This is a genomic window from Botrimarina sp., from assembly GCF_040219535.1.
Taxonomy (GTDB): domain Bacteria; phylum Planctomycetota; class Planctomycetia; order Pirellulales; family Lacipirellulaceae; genus Botrimarina.
In genome coordinates, this window is the sequence record NZ_JAVJSH010000034.1 from 1 (window position 1) to 20,220 (window position 20,220).

Consider the following 20,220-nt stretch of genomic DNA (forward strand, 5'->3'; position numbering starts at 1 on the left):
CCTGTCGGCAGCACGACTCGCTCGCTCGACTCCACTTGTGGCGCTGCGAAGGGCTGAACGACCTGCTCGCCTTGTCCGGGACGATCCCAGACTCCGAGCGCAGCAGACACGTGGTCATCACCAGCGGCGCCGGATGCGAGAACCCCAAACACCTAGACGCGTTCATCGGCGTCGGCGGCGCCACGGTCATCGGCGACTGCGACCGGCCCGGCCAGAAGGCGGCAAAGGCGTGGGCCGCCGCGCTGGCGAAGAATGGCATCAACGCGAGGCTTTGGCATCCGCCATACGAGATCCAGGAGGACGGCGGCCGCGACGTACGCGACTGGCTGGCCGAGGGCCACACGTTCGCCGAGCTGCAGCGGGAGGTCGCCGAGAACGGCGAGGCAGCGACGGCCGCCGACGCCGAGCCGAGCTCGTCAGAGAAGCCCGGCAGGCCCCCCGCTCAGATCCTCACCTTCGGGGAGCTGGCCGCACAGCACCGCGAGCTCCGCCCCCCGGTAATCGAAGGCATGATCCGCGAGGGCGAGACCGCGAACATTGTTAGCAACAGCAAGCGGGGCAAGAGCTGGCTCGCCCTGGGCCTGGCCCTTTCAGTGGTGAACAACGAGCGGTGGCTCGGCCGTTACGCCGTTCGGCAGGGGCGTGTTCTGTTAATCGACAACGAATTACACCCCGAGACGATCGCCTACCGTGTGAATAAGGTCGCGAGCGCGATGGCGGTTCCGATGGGGAACATCTCCGACGATTTTCGCATTGTGAATCTGCGTGGCGACCAACGTAGCCTGCGTGAACTCGCCACAACTTTCGAGTCCATCGAAGCGGGTGAGTATCGGCTCGTCATCATCGACGCGAAGTATCGGCTCATGGAGCCGGGCACGGACGAGAACAGCAACGCCGATGAGACACAATTCTACAACTGGGTGGATGCCTTCGCCTCGCAGACCCGCAGCGCGTTCGTGTTGATTCACCACGCGTCCAAAGGCGACCAGGGCGGCAAGTCGATCATCGACATCGGCGCCGGCGCTGGGGCCCAGTCTCGAGCCGTCGACGCGCACGTAACGCTCCGGCAGCACGAGCAGGACGACGCCGCTGTCATGGAGGCCGCCGTTCGCAGCTTCCCACCACTGGCGCCAATCGCGCTCCGCTGGGCACCGCCGCTGTGGATCGTGGCCGATGATCAGGACCCCGGCAGGGTTAGAGGACGCAAGGCCCCACGCGACGACAAGCAGGCCGCCGACCGGGTGGAGGACGACGCCCTGAAGGCCCTCACGGCGATGCGGACTATGCCCTTGCCCGAATCGATCAGCCAAATCCGAGGGGCCGCCAAGATTCCGTCGCTGGATCGAGCGAAAGCCGCCGTCGGGCACCTTAAGGCCGAGGGCTATGTCGTCGACGCGCTCAAAATCGCAGCCAACGGCCAGCGGTACGACGCCCTCGATTTGACCGCCAAGGGGCGCGATGAAGGGGTCGATGAGGGGGCCGGCGGCGATGCCCACGGGGGCACAGAGCAAGGCTCCGACAGGGCCTCAGAAACCACCCAGGAGGAGGGTCTGTTTTGATCACTCGGATCGCACTCGGATCAACTCGGATCGTCAGTCGGATTATGGCGTGTGGGCACTCGGATCAAAGGCTGCCCCTACGGGGCAGGGGCAGCCTTGATCCGAGTGCCCACCGCCACGCCTCACTCGGATCGATCCGAGTGCCCCGTGGGGGGAGGGCATCACCCCACCCTGGCAGGCCCCCTCGTCGCCGCGCGACACCGGCCTCGAGCGGGTCCTCCTCCCGAACCCCCCCATCCGGTTTCCCACCACCCTCACCCTTCTCGAGAAACTGTCCGTCCGTCCGGCGTGACGCGGCCAATCTACTCCACCACTCCAGCCCTGACTGCAGCAGAGTGCGCAGGCCTGCGCACCAGCAGCAAGGACTCGGCGTGTCTGAAGTGTTTTGAGACGCACTGCGTCGTCGATGAGCCTGGGCTGCCGCGGTAGGCCGGGCTCTGCCTCCTAGCGCCGCCGGCATCTTTACGCCCCGTCGATTCGCCGCCGGCGCTCGCTCTCGGCGCCGTCTCGTCCCGCCGGTTCTCATCGCTTTTCACGGCCCTGCCACGCCTGGGTACGGCCCGGCTCGGCGTCGTTGGTCGACTGCGTTGAACAAGAGAACCGCACGCCGTGAATAGGAGAGACGTCCGCGGGCATCGCCAACGAGAAAAGAGGCATCCAACCCCCCGCCGCCTACGAGCGGCGGCTTGTTCCAACCCCCGGAGCAAAGATGCCGATCTCGCTACGCAGCAACGGCGGTGCGCCCACGCCTGCAGCATGTTCCAACGCCCCGCCCAAAGTTGACGACGCCCCGCCCGTCACGCCGCCGGCGAACCTCGACGAGCTGCTCTCGAAGCTCGCGACCCGCAAAAACCCGCGTCACCGCCGCGCGTGCCGCCGCTGCTGGAAGCCGATCCCGCCCGGCGAGCAGACGGCCCTCGTGTCGAACCAGGGCGGCTCCGGCCTCACCTGGGTCCACACCGGCTGTGTCACCCCGGCCGATGTCGCCGGTGGATCCGCGTCGGCGGCGCCGACGCCCGACGTCAAGCGGCTCGAGGACCGCATCGCGAAGCTGGAAGCAGCGAAGCCGCAGCGCATCGAGGTCAAGGTCGGCGACGCCAAGCCGCGGCAGATCGACGGCGTCGCCCACCCCGAGCTCAAGCGCGTGCTCACCCGCCTGGCGCTGCGGAAGCCGGTCTTCTGCCCCGGCCCGACCGGCAGCGGCAAGAGCTTCCTGGCCCGGCAGGCCGCCCAAGCGATCGGGCTGGAGTTCTACACGATGTCGTGCTCGATCGGGATGACCGAGGGCGCCCTGCTCGGACGGTCGCAGCCCGAGGGCGAGAACGGGTCGTTCGTCTACACGCGGACGCCGTTCATGCGGGCCTACGAGGACGGCGGCCTGTTCCTGCTGGACGAGATCGACGCGGCCGACAGCGGCGTGTTGCTCTGCGTGAACAACGCGATCGCGAACGGGTTCCTGGACCTGCCCGGCCGGCACCGGAAGCCGCGGGCCGAGCAGCACCCCGACTTCCGGATCATGGCCGCGGCGAACACGTACGGCCGCGGCGCGAGCCGGATGTACGTGGGCCGCAACCCGCTGGACGAGTCGACGCTCGACCGCTTCCGCGCGAACGTGATCCCGGTCGATTACAGCCGCGAGCTGGAGACCAAGCTGTGGTCCGCCCGCGGCTGCGACGAGAACCTGCTCCAGGTCCTCTGGGAGTGGCGCAAACGGATCGAGACGAACCAGATGGAGCGTGTCTTGTCGACGCGGTTCATCGAGGACGCGGCGGACCTTCTCGCCGCCGGCATCCCGTGGAAGGAGGTCGCCGATTCGTACTTCTGCGGATGGCGTCAGGACGAGATCAACAAGGTCCAGGAGTGAGCCATGCAGTACCACGAAACCACGTTCCCGGCCGACACCAAGCCGACCGAGGTGAAGACGTTCCCGTCGGTGGCCGAGCTCGTCGAACACGGCCAGCCGACCCCGCGCGTCAAGCCGATGGTGAGTTCGTTCGTTGGCCGCAAGTTCAACAGCCGCGCCGACGCCCGCCAGGCCGCCAACGCCCCGTGGCCGCAAGGCGTCAAGACGATCGACCGGATCGCCAGCGAGATCGCCGACGAGGAGCTGCCCGAGATCCCGGTCGTGCGGCGCCGCCCGGCCTGGAGCGAGGACGACGGCGACGAGGTCTGTATCGACCGGATGCGAGTGGGCCGGCCCTACTGGCGGACCACCCGCCGCACCGTGACGCACCGCGTCCACGAGCTGGCCATCGTGGTGGACGTCACCTCCCCTGCGTGCCGGAAGGCCGAGGACATCTTCTACCGAGGCGCAGCGGCGACCGTGCTGGCCCGGACTCTCCAGGACGCCGGGCACCGCGTCGAGGTGTGGGCCGCGGCCCAGTCGCGCGACACGTACACGGACTACGCCAGCAGCATGATCGGCGTGTGCCTCAAGCGGTACGAGGAGTCGCTCGACATCGCGACGCTGGCCAACGCGACGTCGGGCTGGTTCTACCGCACCGCCGTCCTCGAGGCCCATTGTCGCTCGATGGAAGGCCGCAGCGTGCGGATGGGCATCGGCTACGCGGCCCCGCTGTCCGACGCGGTGGTCGCCGCCGCGACCGGGCTCACCGAGTACACGCTGATCGGCAACGCGTGGACGTACGACGAGGCGGTCACCAAGGTCCGGCAGACGCTGCGGCGCCTGGCCCGGCCCGACCGCCGGTGTGCGTAATGGATGAAAGCGAACCCCAACCACAAGGAGTCCCGATGCCTACCGTCACCAAGCAAGAAGAGAAGGACCCGAAAGTCGCCGAGGCGCTGCGGCGCGCCAAGGAAGACAAGAGCCACGCGAATTACAACGCGATCATCAACGGCTTCGCCGAGCGCGGCGTACCCGAGGGCGAGATCAAGCCGCGCGAGAACGTGTTCACCTACAACGCCTGGAAGGCCCTCGGCCGGCAGGTCCGGCGCGGCGAGCACGGCGTCAAGATCTTCGTCGTCGAGAAGGAGCTGCGCGACCGGAAGACCGGCAAGCGTGAGAAGAAGAAGTTCACGAAGCGGTCGACCGTGTTCCACGTCACGCAAACCGACCCTATCGGCGACCCTCAAGAGCGCCCGCCGGGAGCCCCCTCACCTATCCCATCGCCGGCGACTCCGATGGATCTCCCGAGCCCCTCGAAAGCCGAGGCGCCGGCGCTGCCCGACCCCAAGCTGGCCGCGAAGTTCCGCGACGCGGCTGACCGGCTCGACGCCAAGATCGAGCACGCCGAGCGGCCAGAGACGCAGAACTACACGGCGCGGCGGAACTCGTTCTACCGCAGCCGGCTCCACGACGCGGCGTGCATGAGGTCGACGCAGGCCGGGCTGCGGGCGCTGGCCGACGCGATCGACCGTGGCCGGCTCCCTCCCGAGCTGCGGAAGCTCACCACCGTCAAGGAGGTCGCCGCGGCGATGCGGCTGGCGCGCAAAGAGGTCCCGAACGGCTACCACCCGTATGTCGTCACCCGGCACGGCGAGTACGTGCACGACACGCCCGAGGCCCGCGCCCTGCAGCGACTCGTCGAACAGGGCGACGCCCCCGACACCGAGGCCCGGCGCAAGGCGGCCGAGATCCTCGAGATCGAGACCGAGCTGCGCGGCCAGAAGCTCCCCGGCTTCTTCCCGACGCCGCGCGAGCTGGCCGAGAGCGTCGTGTGGGAAGCCGGGATCGAAGCCCGCCACGAGGTCCTCGAGCCGTCGGCCGGCATCGGCTCGCTGGCCGAGGTCGTCCGCGACAAGCACCCCCTCGCACAACTGTACTGCGTCGAGCGCCACCTGCGGATGTGCAATCTGCTGGAGCTCAAAGGCTTCGACGTAACGTGCGGCGACTTCCTCGACGTCGAGGGCCAGGTCGACCGCATCGTGATGAACCCGCCGTTCGAGAACGGGCAAGACATCACGCACTTCCGCCACGCGTACTCGCTGCTCAAGCCAGGCGGCCGCATCGTCGCCATCGTGTCGTCGGGCACGTTGAGCATGAGCGGCCGGCAGCGCACCGAGTTCCGCGAGTGGTTCCACGACCTGCCCGACGCCGAGGTGTTGGCTGTGCTTGCGGACAAGTTCAACAAGGCCGACGCGTTTAAGCAGACCGGCGTGTCGGTCGCGGTTATCGCCGCTTCGGCTTGACCGCCTGCGAGACCGCCAGCGAAGAAGAGAGATTCAACCCCTTCCCTAGCCACGGAGTTACACAGTGATCCCCAACACGCGGCACGGGCTGAGCCCGTACGAGTGCGTCTCGGCGATGCAGAAGCATGTCCGACGCGGCGAAGAGCTCGACGCGATGCGGTGCTTCATGGAGATGTCGATGACGTCCAAGAACTTCTTCTCCTGGGCCTGCAACCGGCTCGTGGTCATCAGCCACGAGGACATCGGCATCGCGAACCCGGTCGCGGTCATGTACGCGACGATTCACATCGAGCAGGCCCGCGGCCTCTACAAGGGGCCGGGCGAAGACACGGGGGCGTACCCCATGGTCATCGGCGGCGTGATCCGGCTGCTGTGCCGCGGGCCAAAGTCGCGCGAGAACGACCACTTCCAGGCCGTCGTCGCGGGCGAGCAAGGGAACGACGTCGCCCCCGAGATCCCCGACTACGCGTACTGCCACCACACGCACCAGGGCAAGAAGCGGGGCCGCGGCCTGGACTTCTTCCGCCAGGTGGCGTCCAAGCTCGTCCCGCCGCCGGCCGAGAAGGACCCGTACGAGGACGACGCCTATAGGTACTGGGCGCAGCTGCAGCCGTAGAGCGAAATATGCGAGAGCGCCCCAGCGCCGACGCGACCGGGCAGAAAAACTGCAACGCCCACGTTGCCGCGCTGCGGCAGAGCGCTCGGCTGGCTTTGAACAAAGGGCGAAACGAGGATGTGCTGTTTTCGCCTGGGCCGCTGGCTTACCCGGCGTTCATGAGGCGTCGCACTTTCGCTCGCCGAATCGGTAAACGGCGTCGAGGACCCGCGCCGCCAACAAACAAGGCGATACCTGCCCATACGATTGCCGAGCCAGGCTCTGGAATCACCCCTTGCCCCGGCGCGACCGTTGAGCCGAGGAGGCCGTCGCTCGGTGTGGCGAGGACGGCGTCGCCGACGGTGACGGCGTAATCAAGGTCCGAGTCGCCGCCGAGATCGGCCAGGTCAATAGCGACGGTGAAGTACGTGTCGAAGTACTGCGCCGCGATCGAACCGACCGCGAGTTGGGTGGAAGCGTCGAGCAGCGCGTTGCTGGAGGCCCCAAACGCTTCGGCGACGTACTCGGCGCCAAGGCCGCTGTCACCGAGCACCGCGAACCTCGAGTACTCCGACATCGTGCCGGTCGCAGATGTCTGATCCAGGTCGATATCGATTAGCGCTAAGATTGAGCGGTTGTCAAAGGCGTCCGGCGGACTGATCTGGTCAGCCAGCCTGATCGTGAAGACCAAGTCGCCGCCAACGACTTCGGTCGTGACCGACTCGATGTCATGCACGCCGGTCGCGTCGCCGATTGGGTCGTCGATCGTGATCGAGCCCTGGGACGCAGAGCTCATCGCAAGGATGACCAGAGGAGCGACCGCTTTTAGAGTTCTCATTTGGTCGGCGCCATTTAGCTTTCGCTGGATCGGCTAGGGGCGTTCGCGATCACCGAACGGCACACGCACTCGCGAAACGCCGCGCAGTGCTGCCTGCGAGCGGAGGGTACTCTTTCGAGACGCCGGTAATCAATCCTTTGCACGCGTTTTGCGCGAAGTAGTCCGCGATCGGGACGCCACGCGGCAACAAGTTCCATCAGGCAAGCGCTGGCATGCGCAGGATGCGAAGCACGCTTCGTAAAAGATGTCCGGCAAGAGACGGATTGATCCAATCGCCTCGGCCAGTCCGGAAATTTATTGACGGGCGAAACACGATGGGTTTAGAAACTGCCGAACGGTTTCTGGCGGAGGTCTGGTCACGGAGCGCAGGGATTTGCGCTTCCTGCAATTGACGCGTTCCGACCTGCCATTTCTTCACCGGTGCCGCGGAGCCTTTTCCTGCGCTCCCAGTGCGCTTGGCTCGAAAGAACCGTGCGAGCCACCCGCATCACTCCCATCGAGAGAGCGGTGCTCTGATGCCCAGCGAACCGAAGCGGACAGCAAAACGCGCGCGGAAGCGCCGCGAAAAAACCAAGGCGGCCCGGACGCGTGAGGCGAAGCGATCGCGCCCGTCGCGTACCGAGCAGCTCGAAAAGCGCGAAGCGCCTGGGTGCTTCCTGCTTGGCTTGCCGGGGTTGATGGCGGCCGTCCCGAGGACGGCGGTCGCGTCCCACGATCATCAGAGCGCCTCCCAGCGATTCTCCCGGCAGGAGGCATGGCAGGCCAAAGGGAACGGCGTCTCTTCGTTGCTGGTGGACGCCATCCAACACTCTTTCGCCTCGGATCAGCTTGGAAGAGCTTGGGGAGATCCCGCCGAGGCGCGAAGCTACAGCCGTGACCTGCCCGAGGCATGGTTCCCCCGGTTCACCGCCACAGCCGACGCCAGCGATCAGTACTCGTCGGTGGCCACGACGCTCGACGAGTTCTTCGGTGCGGGGTGGGACCGCGTCGGCGTTGAGCGCGCCGAAGACCCCGAGGCTGAAGAAGAAGCCCCTCGGGGCTCGGCCGACAGCATTCAGCTCACGCCTCCCCCCGAGAGCCGACCGCCCGTTCACGAGAGCCCGGCGGGAGGTGGAAGCGGAGGCGGCAGTGGCGAAGGTTCGGCCCGCGGAACGGCCCGGACGACCGACGGCGCCCCACGACCCGTTGCGGCGGCGCCCCAGGGCGGCAACGCTCCGGCGGTGAGCGTTGGCAACGACTCGGCAACCGTCAACGCGGACGATCCGGCGACCGGTGGCGCCGACGCGAACGGCGCCCACACGAACGTCGATTCGTCATCTGGGGCCAACGGGACCCCAGCGCTCGCCGCTGACGGCAACGACGATGGCGTGGTGGACGCGGCGGACTTCACGATCTGGCGTGACAACGTCGGCAGGTCGGGCGCTAGGCCTCTGCCGGGCGACTACGACGGCAGCGGTGAGGTCGACAACGCTGACTACGAACTATTGGTCGCCAATTACGGCAGAACCACCAACCAAGCGCTCGCGGCAGACGGCAACGACGATGGGGTGGTGGACGCGGCGGACTTCACGATCTGGCGTGACAACGTCGGCAGGTCGGGCGTCAGCCCTCTACCGGGCGACTACGACGGCAGCGGTGTGGTCGACCAAGCTGACCACAACGTGCTGGTCGCCAGTTACGGCAGAACCACCAACCAAACGCCGACCCGGACGGTCACTTTCAACGCGACAACGAGCGTTTCGGAGCCAATCGCCTTCCCAAGCGACTTGGCGGGTTGGTCAACGAGCCAAAGCGGCGGCAGTCCAACCGGCGCGGGTCGTATCACCTCTGACGGAACGTCCGCGACGTTACGCGAGGGCGACTCGTTTAGCGTCGTCTTGAGCCGAGAGTTCGTTGTGCCGCCCGAACCGGGATTGGCTCGTTTCAGCTACCGCGATCTGTCGTTCGACAGAGAGGCTGCGGGTCAGATCAACGATGCTTTCGAGGTCGCCCTCGTTGGTCTCGACGGGGTGTCGCTCGTGCCGACGATCGGCTCGGGGCGGGACGTGTTGTTCAACCACACAGACGGGTTAAGCCCGCAAGTCGCGGCGGGCGTAACGCTCGATGGCGGCGACGCATCGCTCGACTTATCGGGCGTCGCGGCGGGGACCACCGCTCGCTTGGAATTCCGTCTGGTCGGGCCGGACACCGACAACGGGACGAGCGTGCGGATCACGTCACTAGAACTCCCCGCGCCCGACGATCTGCCGGCTGTGTCGCTCGCACTGGCCAACGACACGGCGCCGCCCGGTGGGCCGGCCGCCCTCTCGACGGATCGACTCACCAGCGACACACGCCTCGTTGGGACAGCGAGCGACGCGATCGGACTTGAGAAGCTTGAGATCCAGATCGACGACGGGCCGCTCCTCAATATCACCAGCGCCCTGGACGCCGGGGTATTCGAGTTCGACCCGGGCGCTTTGCCGGCCGGCTCGCACTCGGCTCGCGCCATCACCACCGACTCCTCGGGTCAACGACGTGAGGCGGTGCTCGAATACGTAGTCAACGCGCCGCCAACGGCCGACGCGGGGGGCGGCCTGACGGTAGAGGTTGGCGAACCGGTGCTACTCGACGGCTCGGCCTCAAGCGACTCCGACGGGGCCGTGTTCGCGTATGAGTGGACAGTTCCGTCGGGAACGCTCTCGGGAGAGGCCGTCACAACACAGTTCTCGACGCCGGGCATCTACGACGTGACCCTCGAGGTCACCGACACGGCCGGTGACACGGCGAGCGACACGATCCAGCTGGAGGTGCTGGCGCGACCGGCCAACCTGTCGATCGCGTTGGCGAACGACACGGCGCCGGCGGGATCGGGGATTGCTCAGTTTCTGACCGACAGGCTGACCAACGACGCGACGCTCACCGGGGCGGCGATCGACGATGCGGGCGTCGCGTCGCTCGAAGTAGCTATCGACGACGGCCCGGCCGTCGACGTGACCGGCACAATCAACGGGGGGGTGTGGACCTACGACCCGGGCGCCCTGGCGCCCGGCGAGCACACGGCCCGGATCACGCTGGCCAACCTTTCTGGTGGCTCGACGACCGCTTCACTCAGCTTCGTCGTCAACGAGCCGCCAACCCCGGTGGTGACCGGGGCGGCGACGCTCGACGAGGGGATGACGCTGTCGCTCGACGCGAGCGACTCTACGGACCGCGAAGGATCGGTGTTCGCGTCCCAGTGGTCGCTGGCAGGCGGAACCGAGAACGGCTTCGTACTCGAGCGATTGCAAGAGGACGATGCGAGCTTCGACGTCACGCTGGCCATCACCGACACGGCCGGCAGCGTGGTCGAGCAAACCATCCGGGTGGACGTGCGTAACGTCAGACCGACGATCACGCCGGTCGCCAACCGTTTGGCGCAGGTGGGTCAGACGTTATCGCTCGCCGCCGTGTTTAGCGACGTTGGGCTGTTGGACACGCACGCCGCGAGCGTTGCGTGGGGGGACGGCGAGTCCAGCGCTGCGGCCGTGCAGCAACAAGCGGGCGGCGGTGTGCTCAGCGCCTCGCACGTCTACGACACGCCGGGCGTGTACGTCGCCCGTGTTACGGTCACCGACGACGATGGGGGCGCCACATCGGCCGAGTTTACGGTCGAGGTCCGTGCCGAGTCACGGCTAGAGCTGCTCGCCGGGGACGACCCCCAGGGAGTCGAAGGCTCGGAGGTCACAGCGACCGCGACGCTTGCCGACGCGTCACTCGCGCAGGGGGCCACCGCGACAGTTGATTGGGGTGACGGCACGCCGCCGAGCGGCGCCGCCATTGATCCTCTCACCGGCCGGGTCACCGCGCAACACACCTACGCGACAGACGGACGTTATCCCGTCCTGCTCACCGTGACGAGCGGCGGTTCTACAGGGCAAGCGATGTCGCTCGCGCGGATCGCCAACGCGCCGCCCAAAGTGACGCTCGATCCAATCGCGCCGATCGACGAAGGCCAGTCGGCGACGATCCGAGGCGTCGCGACCGATCCGGGGCAGGATCCGCTCTTAGTGAAGGTCGACTGGGGGGACGGGTCGCCCGAGCAGCTGGTGTTTGTCGACGCAGCGACGGGCGAGTATGCCGCCACGCGCCGGTACCTCGACGATGACCAATACACGGTCCGAGTCACTGCCATCGACACGGCCGGCGCCGAGACCGAAGCCACGCGAACCGTAACCGTCAACGGCGTGACGCCGACCCTGGCGACGCCACCCGACCAGACCGTGCCGGTCGGCGCCGACGTGCAGCTGGCCACGATCGCCTCAGACCAAGGAGTGCTCGACCCGCTCACGGCGATGGTGGATTGGGGCGACGGGTCGGCGCCGGAACCCGCTTCCTTGGACCCGGCCACCGGGCTCGTGATGGGAACGCACGCATTCGTTGCGCCGGGCGACTACACGGTGACGATCACCGTGCGTGACGAGTCAGCCGCGACAACCGCCAGCTTCAGGGTCCGGGCCGTCCAGGAAGAAGTGGGCCCGGAGGCCGGGTTCAGCTTCGTCCCGACCTCGCCAAACGAAGGCGACCAAATCCAATTCGCGGACGAGTCGACGAGTGATCTGGGGCCGATTGTCGCTTGGGCGTGGGACTTCAACGGCGACGGCCAGACAGACAGCACCGAGCAGAATCCCGCGTACGCCTTCCCGGCAAACGGAGAGTACCCCGTCTCGCTCACTGTGACCGATTCGGGGGGGAACAGCAGCACGGTCACGAGTAACGTCCCGGTCGGTGACCTAGCCCCCACCGCGGCGTTTGGCTTTACGCCGTCGTCGCCTGAGGAGGGAGGCGAGGTCCAATTCACCGACGAGTCCGTAAGCATCCCGGACGCGATTATCGCTTGGGCTTGGGACTTCACCGGCGACGGCGAGGCAGACAGCACCCAGCAGAACCCGGTCCACACGTTCCCGGAAGACGGCGAGTACGCCGTAACACTTACGGTCACCGACTCGGACGGCTCGCGCGACACGGCGACACGGACGGTCCGCGTGCTCGCCGGAACGGCTCAGATCGATCCGGTCGCCACACGCGACGACGGCGATTTCTCCTTCCGCCTCCGCGGCCAGTGGACGCCTTCGACGAGTGGGTGGCAAGGCGACGCGCTCTTCGCCGATCCAGGCGACGGATCGACCTTCGCGCTGTGGTACACGCAACTGCCGGCTCCGGGCGAGTACGAGGTCTACGTTACCTACCAAGCGGACGACGGGAACGCGACCGACGCGACCTACCAGCTCTACGACGGGGGGACCCTGCTAGCGGAGGTCGCGATTGATCAGACCCAAACGCCTGACCACGGCGAGTACGACGGGCGCGGATGGGCGAACCTCGGCGTCTATCGCTTCGAGCACGGGCTCTCGACTGTTCGGCTGACCAACTTGGCAGACGGGCCCGTCGTGGCCGACGGAGTGCTCTTCGCGAAGCCGACGCCCGAAGCGATGCCCCCCCACGGCATGGCGCCGATCGCCGTGACCTACCCGGCGCCGGCGCCGGCGCCCCTAACCGCGCCGCCCATCAGCGCGGGAATCGTTAACAACACGGGCGACGATAGCGACGCGATCACCGCTGACCCCACGATCACCGGCCAGGTGGCTCTGGGGGCGGGGGTCGCCCGACTCACTGTGCAGCTGCTAGAGGCCCCTTCGGGCGCCGCGGTTGAAGTCCCGTTCGACCGCGCCGACGGCCGGTTCACGATCGACCGGGCGCTGCTGGATTCGGCTTGGGGCGGGGCGCTCCCCGAACGGACGCACGTCGCCTACCTCGTCGCGACGGACGCCGATGGCGTCCAAGTGGGGCCCCTGACGCCGGTCGCCTTCCGCTACGACCAGACCGCGCCCGCCGCCCCGCTCATTTCGCTGGCGGTCGGTTCGCTTGCCGGGACCGACCCCACTGGCGGGGTCACCAGCGACTCCACGCCGACGCTCGTGCTCGAGGCCGAGCCCGGCTCCACGGCGACGCTGTCGGTAGGCGGCTCAACCAGGCAGGTAGCGGTCGGCGCGGATGGACAGGCGGTCGTGACGCTCGGTCAGCTGCCCGACGGCGTGTATACCGTCACCGCCTTCGCTATCGATGCGGCGGGTAATAGAGGCCCGGGTTCCGCCGAACTGTTGTTGTCGGTCGATACCGCGGCGCCCGAATCGCCGACGTGGAACCTGACGCTCGCCAGTGACACGTCACCGGTGGGTGACCTCCGCACGACGCAGCCGGTCGTCGCGATCACCGGGACGGCCGAGCCAGACGCAACGGTCCGGGTCGTGGAGACCGGCGCGACCACGACGGCCGACGCCACGGGCGCGTTTACACTTTCGGGCATCGGCTTGGCGCTCGGCGCCAACGTGCTGACGGTCGTCGCGACCGACCGGGCAGGCAATACGAATCGGACGACGCAGACCATCACCCGTCTCGCCCCGTCGGTGATCGGGCCTCCGCAGGTGGTGGCGGCTCTAGCCAACGACACCGGCGTTTCAGGGGGCGATGGCGTTACCAGCGATCCGACCATCACCGGTGTGGTGAGCGACGACGTCCGGGTGACGCTGCTCCTCGCGACACTCGACGTGTCGCCGGACCTGGAAGCGCCGACGCTCGTGGAGTTCGACCCGGTTAGCGGCGCTTTTTCGCTGAGCCCGGCCGACCTGCGGGGGCTCGGTCCGATCGAGGATGGCCCGCACGAACTCTTTCTCATCGCCGAGGACGACCTGGGCCTTCGCTCCGAGGTGGTATCGGTTCCCTTCACGATCGACACCCGACTCGGCTCACTAGGGTTCGACATCGCGCAGCCGTCGGACGATGGCGTCAGAGGCGATCGGACTACCTCCCTAGCGATAGTCGACCTCGTCGGGACGACCGACCCCAACGCGCGGGTTGAGTTTACCGGGCTGGGCCGCAGCGTCACGGCCGACACTACCGGCGCGTTCACGGTGGCGGGCGTTTCGCTCGTGCTCGGCGCCAACCGATTCACGCTGCGGGCGACCGATCCGGCTGGCAACACACGGCAAACGACCGGAACGATCACGCGGCGCGAGAACGACCCGCCGGTTTTGACGCTGGGGATAGCGAACGACACAGGGAGTTCGGCCACCGACGGCCTCACCTCCGACCCGGCGATCGTGGGGACGGTGGCCGACCAGAGCCAGGTGGTCGCGCTGCGAGGCCGCATCGACAACCCGAGCCGCGCCTCGTTCGTCGATCTTACCGGCGCGTTGCAAGCGGGCGCCGTCACGTTGACGGCGTCGCAGCTGGCGATCGCCAGCGGCGGCGGATTGGCCGACGGACCCCACACGCTTTACTTAGAGGCGCGCGACGCGTTTGGCAACGTTTCGACCGTCGCCAGCGTTCCGTTTGTCCTCGACCGGTCTGGCGCCAGGGTGACCCTCCTTCAGGGCCCGTCGATCAATGTCGCACCAGGATTCATCGACCTTCAGTTCGACGAGGGAGTCGAAGGGGCCCTCAACAGGGCCGCCTATCAGCTCGCGATTGTCGGCGGCTTGGACAGTGGGACGAGCGTTCCTATCGCTTCGGTCGACGCCATTGAGGGCGGCGTTCGGCTGTCTTTCTCCGAGCCACTTGATAGCACCAGCTATCGCCTAACGATTGGTTCTTCGGTTGTCGACGCCGCCGGCAATTCAGTCGCTCAGCGCGAAATCCTGTTCAGCGTCACCGCACCGGTCGGGATCCAAGAAGTTGCCCCGTTCGCCGGCGAGGAGCTTGTAGCAACGACGCGCGAAGCCACGGTCCGCTTTTCCGACCGGATCGATCCGTCCACGGTCAACGACGAGTCTTTCTACCTAGTCGCAAACGGTGTCCGGCTCCCGGGACGCGTGATCGTATCGAGGACCGACCTGTTCGCCACTTTCTTTCCGGATACGCCGCTGCCCGCCTCGACGGAGGTGCGTGTTGTCGTCGACGGGGATACGATCCGCACCCGCGGCGGGCAAGCGGTCGATGCCGACGGCGACGGAATCGCGGGCGGCGTAGCGAAGGTCGACTTCCGCACCTCGCCGCTCACCGCGATCGAAGGCACGTCGGTCAGCGGCTACGTGATGGATGCGCACCGGACGATCGATGTCGAGTCGCTTCCGATCACCGTTCCGGCGGGCGACCCGTTCTTCGACCCCACCGGGTCCGGCGACCGGACCATCCCTTTCACCCGAGCGACTTACATCGGCTCGACCGGCTCGGACGTCGAGAACCCGCGTCAGCACCCGACGCTGGTCACCAGCTTCCTCGACGCCAGCTCGGTCTACGGTTCCGACGAGGCGCGCGCCCGCCGGCTACGAGTCCTCGACGGCACGGGGCGCCTGAAGGTCGACGATGGCGATCTGCTGCCGCTGAACACCACAGAGAACTTCCCCGACGGTCCGCTCAAGGTGGACAACAAGGGGCCGCTAGACGACACCGAACTGTTCGTCGCCGGGGATATCCGCGCCGCCGAGAACCCGGGTCTCGCCGCGTTGCACACGCTGCTCGTCCGCGAGCACAACCGCTACGTCACCCAAGCCCGACAGGACGACCAGGGCCTCACCGGAGACGAGCTGTTCGAACTGGGGCGCCGCTGGGTCGGCGCGCTGCTGCAACAGATCACCTACAACGAGTTCCTGCCGGCTCTGGTCGGGCCCAACCCACTCCCCGCGTACTCCGGTTACAGTTCGCAGGTTGATCCATCGATCTCTGCGGCGTTCTCAACCGCCGCCTTCCGCTTCGGTCATTCGATGGCGACCGACGAGGTGCTGCGGCTCGACGAAAGCGGGGTCAGCCTCGACGGGGGGCCCCTCTCCCTACGGCAAGCCTTCTTCAACCCGCAGCCCATCCTCAACGACGGAATCGAGCCCTACCTGCTAGGCCTGGCCGGTCAACAAGCCAACGAGACCGACCTCCAAGAGATCGATGGGCTGCGGAATTTTCTGTTCGGCCCCCCCGGCGCCGGAGGCCTGGATCTCGCGGCGATCAACATCCAGCGCGGACGCGACCTGGGTCTGCCCGGCTACAACCAGGCCCGAATCGATTTTGGCTTGGCGCCGGTTGCGAGCTTTGCGGAGATCACAGCCGACTCGGAGGTCGCCGACAGGCTGGCGGCGGTTTACGACACGGTCGATGCCATCGACCTCTTCGCGGGCGGCCTGGCCGAAGACCACGTGCCCGGTGGCACGGTTGGCGCGCTGTTCGCTGCGATCATCAAAGACCAGTTCCGGCGGACGCGTGATGGCGACCGCTTCTGGTACGAAAACGAGCAGTTTACGCAGCCGGAACTCGACGAGATCCGCGGGATCACTCTTTCGGGTTTGATCCTCCGCAACACGTCGATCTCGTCGCTACCTGCCAACGTGCTGTCGGACACCACCCTGCCAGCCGGCCCTGGATCCGGTGGCGCTGCTGCCGACGAGCGGCCCTCCGAGAAGCGTCGTATCGACGGGGTTGAGAACAATACCAGCGACCCGGGCTTGGGAAGGGCCGGCGCGCCGCTGCTACAGAACTTCACCCTGAACTACGACGACGGGGTTTCGGCGCCGGCCGAGGCGGGCCGTCCCGGCGCTCGGGAGGTCTCCAATGGCCTGTTCGCGCAGACGACCTCCGAAACCAACGCCGCCGGACTCACTTCGTTGTTCGTCGCGTGGGGCCAGTTCATCGATCACGATATCTCCAAAACCCCCTCGCAGGCCGACGAGCCAGCGGTTGTTCCGGTCCACGGCGCCACGCTCACGGTCGAAGGCTTGCCAGAGGTGAGCGCGACGACCGACGAGACCGGATTCTTCTACCTGGACGAATTGCCTGCGCCCGAGGTGTTCGTGCGGATCGACGGCGCGGCGGCGCTGAATGCGCCACCCGGGGGGCGCTACACCTACGTCGCCAAGCCGTTCGCCACCACGCCCGGCCGCGGCGCCCCTTTGGCCAAGGGGGGCGAGGGCTTCAATATCTTCCTGCCGGTCGTCCCCGAAGACGCTGCGCAGGACCTTTCGATGACCGAGACCACCTCGGTCCAGTTCCAGCCGCAGGTGCTGGAACTGGCGTCGGAGGTTTTCCCGAGTTTCAGCCAAGAGCTGCTCGAGACCTTTTCTCTCGAGCTAGAGCCCGGATCGGCGATCGATCGCGAAGGCAACCCGGTGCCGCAGGCCTTCGTGGTGCCGGTGCCCCCCGACCGCCTCCCCGAGCCGCTGCCGGCCGGGCTCGACCCGTCGTTTGTCGTCTCGATCCAGGCGCCCGGCGCCGAGAACTTCGACACCCCCGCGCGGGTCACTTTCCCGAACACCGAGGGACTCGACCCGGGCGAGAAGACGCTGCTGTTTTCCTACGACCACGACGCGGGCGACTGGATCCCGGTCGGCAGCGGAACGGTGCGAGAAGACGGCATGGCGGTGGTGTCCGACGAGGGGGTTGGAATCCGCGCACCGGGTTGGCACGTGATCCAGCCGGGTGTGATCACGCAAGGCAACCTCGTGCTCGGTCGCCGCGGCGGCCTGCTGGGTCGCACGGGCGGCGACGACCTCTCGCCGCAGACCGGCCGCCACTACTACGCGATTACGAACCTCGACAACGGCTTTGTCATCCGTGGCTCGAGCGACGTTGTGAACCGGCTTTACGATCGCGTTGTGCTCTCGGCAAACGCCAACTACGAGGTGTCGGTTTACGGATTGGTCAGTGGCCAGATCGGGTCGGCTCGGTTCCAGACGCCGGGCAACGGCGCGCAGATCACGATCCCGTTGGTGGTGCTCGACAAGTCGTCGCTGGAGGACGCCGACGGGGACCGGCTCGACGACCGGGCCGAGTTCATCATCGGCACACGGAGCGACCTGGCGGACACCGACGGCGACGGCATCCGCGACAACGCCGAGATCCTCCAGGGGCTCAACCCGTTCGATGGCTTCCCCTTCCCGACCGGTGTTGTCGCGACGCTTCCGCTGCAGGGCTCCGCGCAGGAGCTGGTGATCGAGGGGTCGCTCGACGGGGACGGCGCTCAGACCGCGTTCGTGGCGACGTCGGCGGGGCTGGCGATTATCGACGCCACCCAGTTCAACAACCCGGTCGTGCTCGGACAGATCGATCTAGGATCGGCGATCGACGTCGCGGTGGACAGCGAGCGAGGCATCGCCGCGGTAATCGGCGCGCGGGGCCTGTCGTTGGTGGATGTCTCCGACCCGATGGAGCCGGAATTGCTCCAACAGGTCAACGTTGAGGCGGTTGGCGTTGAGGTGATAGACGGGACAGCGTATTTGGCTGTTGGAAGTAAGATTGCAGCCTACGACTTTGGGACCGGCGAGCTTTTAGAGAGGACGCTCCCCCTAACCTCAGCAACCTTTACTTCGATCGCGCGAGAGGCGCAAACCCTCTTCGCGATCGATACCGAGAATGTGCTTTGGTCGATCGACGCCAGCCAGTTCAATCTAGCCGTCCTCGATACCCTCACGCTCCCCCGCCGATCGAACAAAGTCTTCGCCGGCGGCGGGCGTGTCTACGCGACGACGATCGCGAGCACTAGCACGGGACGTGGCGGCTACATGACCGTCGACGCGAGCCCCCCTTCCGGTTTGACACTCGTAAGCGATGGCTTCACGACGGGAACCCCAGTGACCGGCGGGGGCGTGGACTTTGCATCAAGCGGCGCCGGCATCGGCGTTACTGTGGGCGGCGTCAGCTCGGTCGTGCCAAATGTCGTCGATGTCTTCAACACGACGGCGCCGCCGGTCGACGGCTCCCTCGATCCCGACGCTCTCCTCACCCGGGTCTTTCTGCCGAACACCGCAGCAGCCGACACTCCAACCGCAGTCGAGATCGCTTCGGGAGTCGCTTTTGTAACGGCCCAGTCGCGAGGGCTGACCGTGGTGAACTACAAGTCCTTCGACGCGGGAGGGACCCCGCCCGAGGTCACCATCAACGCCGAAGCGATCGACGCCGACCCGGCCACGCCCGGCGTTCAGGTCGAAGAGGGCAAGTCGATCAAGCTAGAGGTAAGCGTCTCCGATATCGACAACCCGAACGCCGAGTTGCCGCTGGCGCGGCTCGGTCAGGTCGCAAGCGTCGAACTCCTGGTCGACGGAGAGGTCGTGAGAAGCGACGTCTCCTTCCCCTTCGACGACTTTGTTGTAGCGGCGCCGCGGCTCGAGAATCTCATCCGTCCGGTCGTCATACAAGTTCGGGCAACCGACACGGGCGGCAACGTGGGGCTCTCTGAGGCGATCACGCTCGAAGCAGGTTCGCAGGCTGTCGTCGGCCCTCTTGTGCTAGCTGCGGCAGTGGCCGGCGGCGAGTCGGTAGAGATCGTCCCCGACATGACGTCGCCGAGTCTGGTGAACTCGAACCCCGAGGAGATGGGGCTTCGCGGAAAGCGGTTCCGAACGGTTCGGTTGCGGTTCGACGAACCGATGGACGCCGCGACGCTCAACGCGGCTAACTTCCGCCTACTCGGCCCCACTGCCGACCCGGTCGACATCCTCGAGACACCCGGCGGCAACGAGTTCTTGCCGATCGATATCCAGGTCCGAAAAGACGACCAGGAGGTCCAGTTCACGTACGCCAGGTTGGTCCCCGGCGAGTACGAACTCGTGGCCGACTTGGCGGCGATCACCGACCGCGCCGGCATAGCGGCGGGCGCAGGGGAAGAGGCCGTCCTTCGGTTCACGGTGCTCGACGCCGACGCGGTGTTCGTCAACCCGTTGGGTGGCTCGTGGAACGACCCAGACAATTGGGGCACCGGCGAGCTGCCGCGTGATGGAGATGAGGTCTTCCTGGCGACCGACCCGGGCGCGACGGTCTCGATCGACGAGGGTGTCTTTAGTCTCGAAAAGGTCGCGGGTTCAGGGTCGCTTCGCGTTTCCGGCGGACAACTGAACGTCACAGAAACCATCGAATTGGCCGGCGATCTCGTCTTGAACGGCGGCACGATCCGGGAAGCAACCTTGCTCGGTGGCGCTAATGATCGTGGTCTTGTCGCTACAAGTTCTGACGGCATCCTGGACGGAGTGACGCTGGAGTCGGACGGGGTGCTTCAGAACGGGTCGGTGGTGACGGTGCGCAACGGGCTGACGGTGAACGGGACGCTGCGGCTGGAACGGACGTCGAGTGCGGGCAGCGCCAAC

The 20,220-nt window shown here is 66.9% G+C and carries 7 protein-coding genes; 6 read left to right on the top strand and 1 reads right to left on the bottom strand.

The window, feature by feature from the left end:
- Positions 1-110: 110 nt before the first annotated feature.
- The 5 genes from RIC11_RS19180 (at position 111) to RIC11_RS19200 (ending at position 6,324) form a co-directional block, all read left to right on the top strand.
- Positions 111-1,559, top strand: a complete 1,449-nt coding sequence (locus RIC11_RS19180) for an AAA family ATPase (protein ID WP_350213989.1) — start codon at positions 111-113, stop codon at positions 1,557-1,559.
- Positions 1,560-2,268: 709 nt separating this feature from the next.
- The gene (locus RIC11_RS19185; protein WP_350213991.1) at positions 2,269-3,423 is read left to right on the top strand and encodes an AAA family ATPase; all 1,155 of its coding nucleotides are present in this window, start codon (positions 2,269-2,271) and stop codon (positions 3,421-3,423) included.
- A gap of 3 nt (positions 3,424-3,426) precedes the next feature.
- On the top strand, positions 3,427-4,275 hold the full coding sequence (locus tag RIC11_RS19190) for a DUF7192 family protein (protein ID WP_350213993.1): 849 nt from the start codon (positions 3,427-3,429) through the stop codon (positions 4,273-4,275).
- Between the two features lie 35 nt (positions 4,276-4,310).
- Positions 4,311-5,708, top strand: coding sequence for an ArdC-like ssDNA-binding domain-containing protein (locus RIC11_RS19195; RefSeq protein ID WP_350213995.1), 1,398 nt, complete (start codon positions 4,311-4,313; stop codon positions 5,706-5,708).
- A gap of 64 nt (positions 5,709-5,772) precedes the next feature.
- Positions 5,773-6,324 carry a hypothetical protein gene (locus RIC11_RS19200; RefSeq protein ID WP_350213997.1) on the top strand — a complete coding sequence of 184 codons (552 nt, stop codon included), beginning with the start codon at positions 5,773-5,775 and terminating at the stop codon, positions 6,322-6,324.
- Positions 6,325-6,469: 145 nt separating this feature from the next.
- Here RIC11_RS19200 and RIC11_RS19205 read toward each other — a convergent pair whose 3' ends face one another.
- Positions 6,470-7,141, bottom strand: coding sequence for a DOMON domain-containing protein (locus tag RIC11_RS19205; RefSeq protein ID WP_350213999.1), 672 nt, complete (start codon positions 7,139-7,141; stop codon positions 6,470-6,472).
- Between the two features lie 1,220 nt (positions 7,142-8,361).
- Here RIC11_RS19205 and RIC11_RS19210 point away from each other — a divergent pair.
- Positions 8,362-20,220 (top strand): peroxidase family protein (locus RIC11_RS19210; RefSeq protein WP_350214001.1); only part of this gene is annotated, 11,859 nt, incomplete at its 3' end.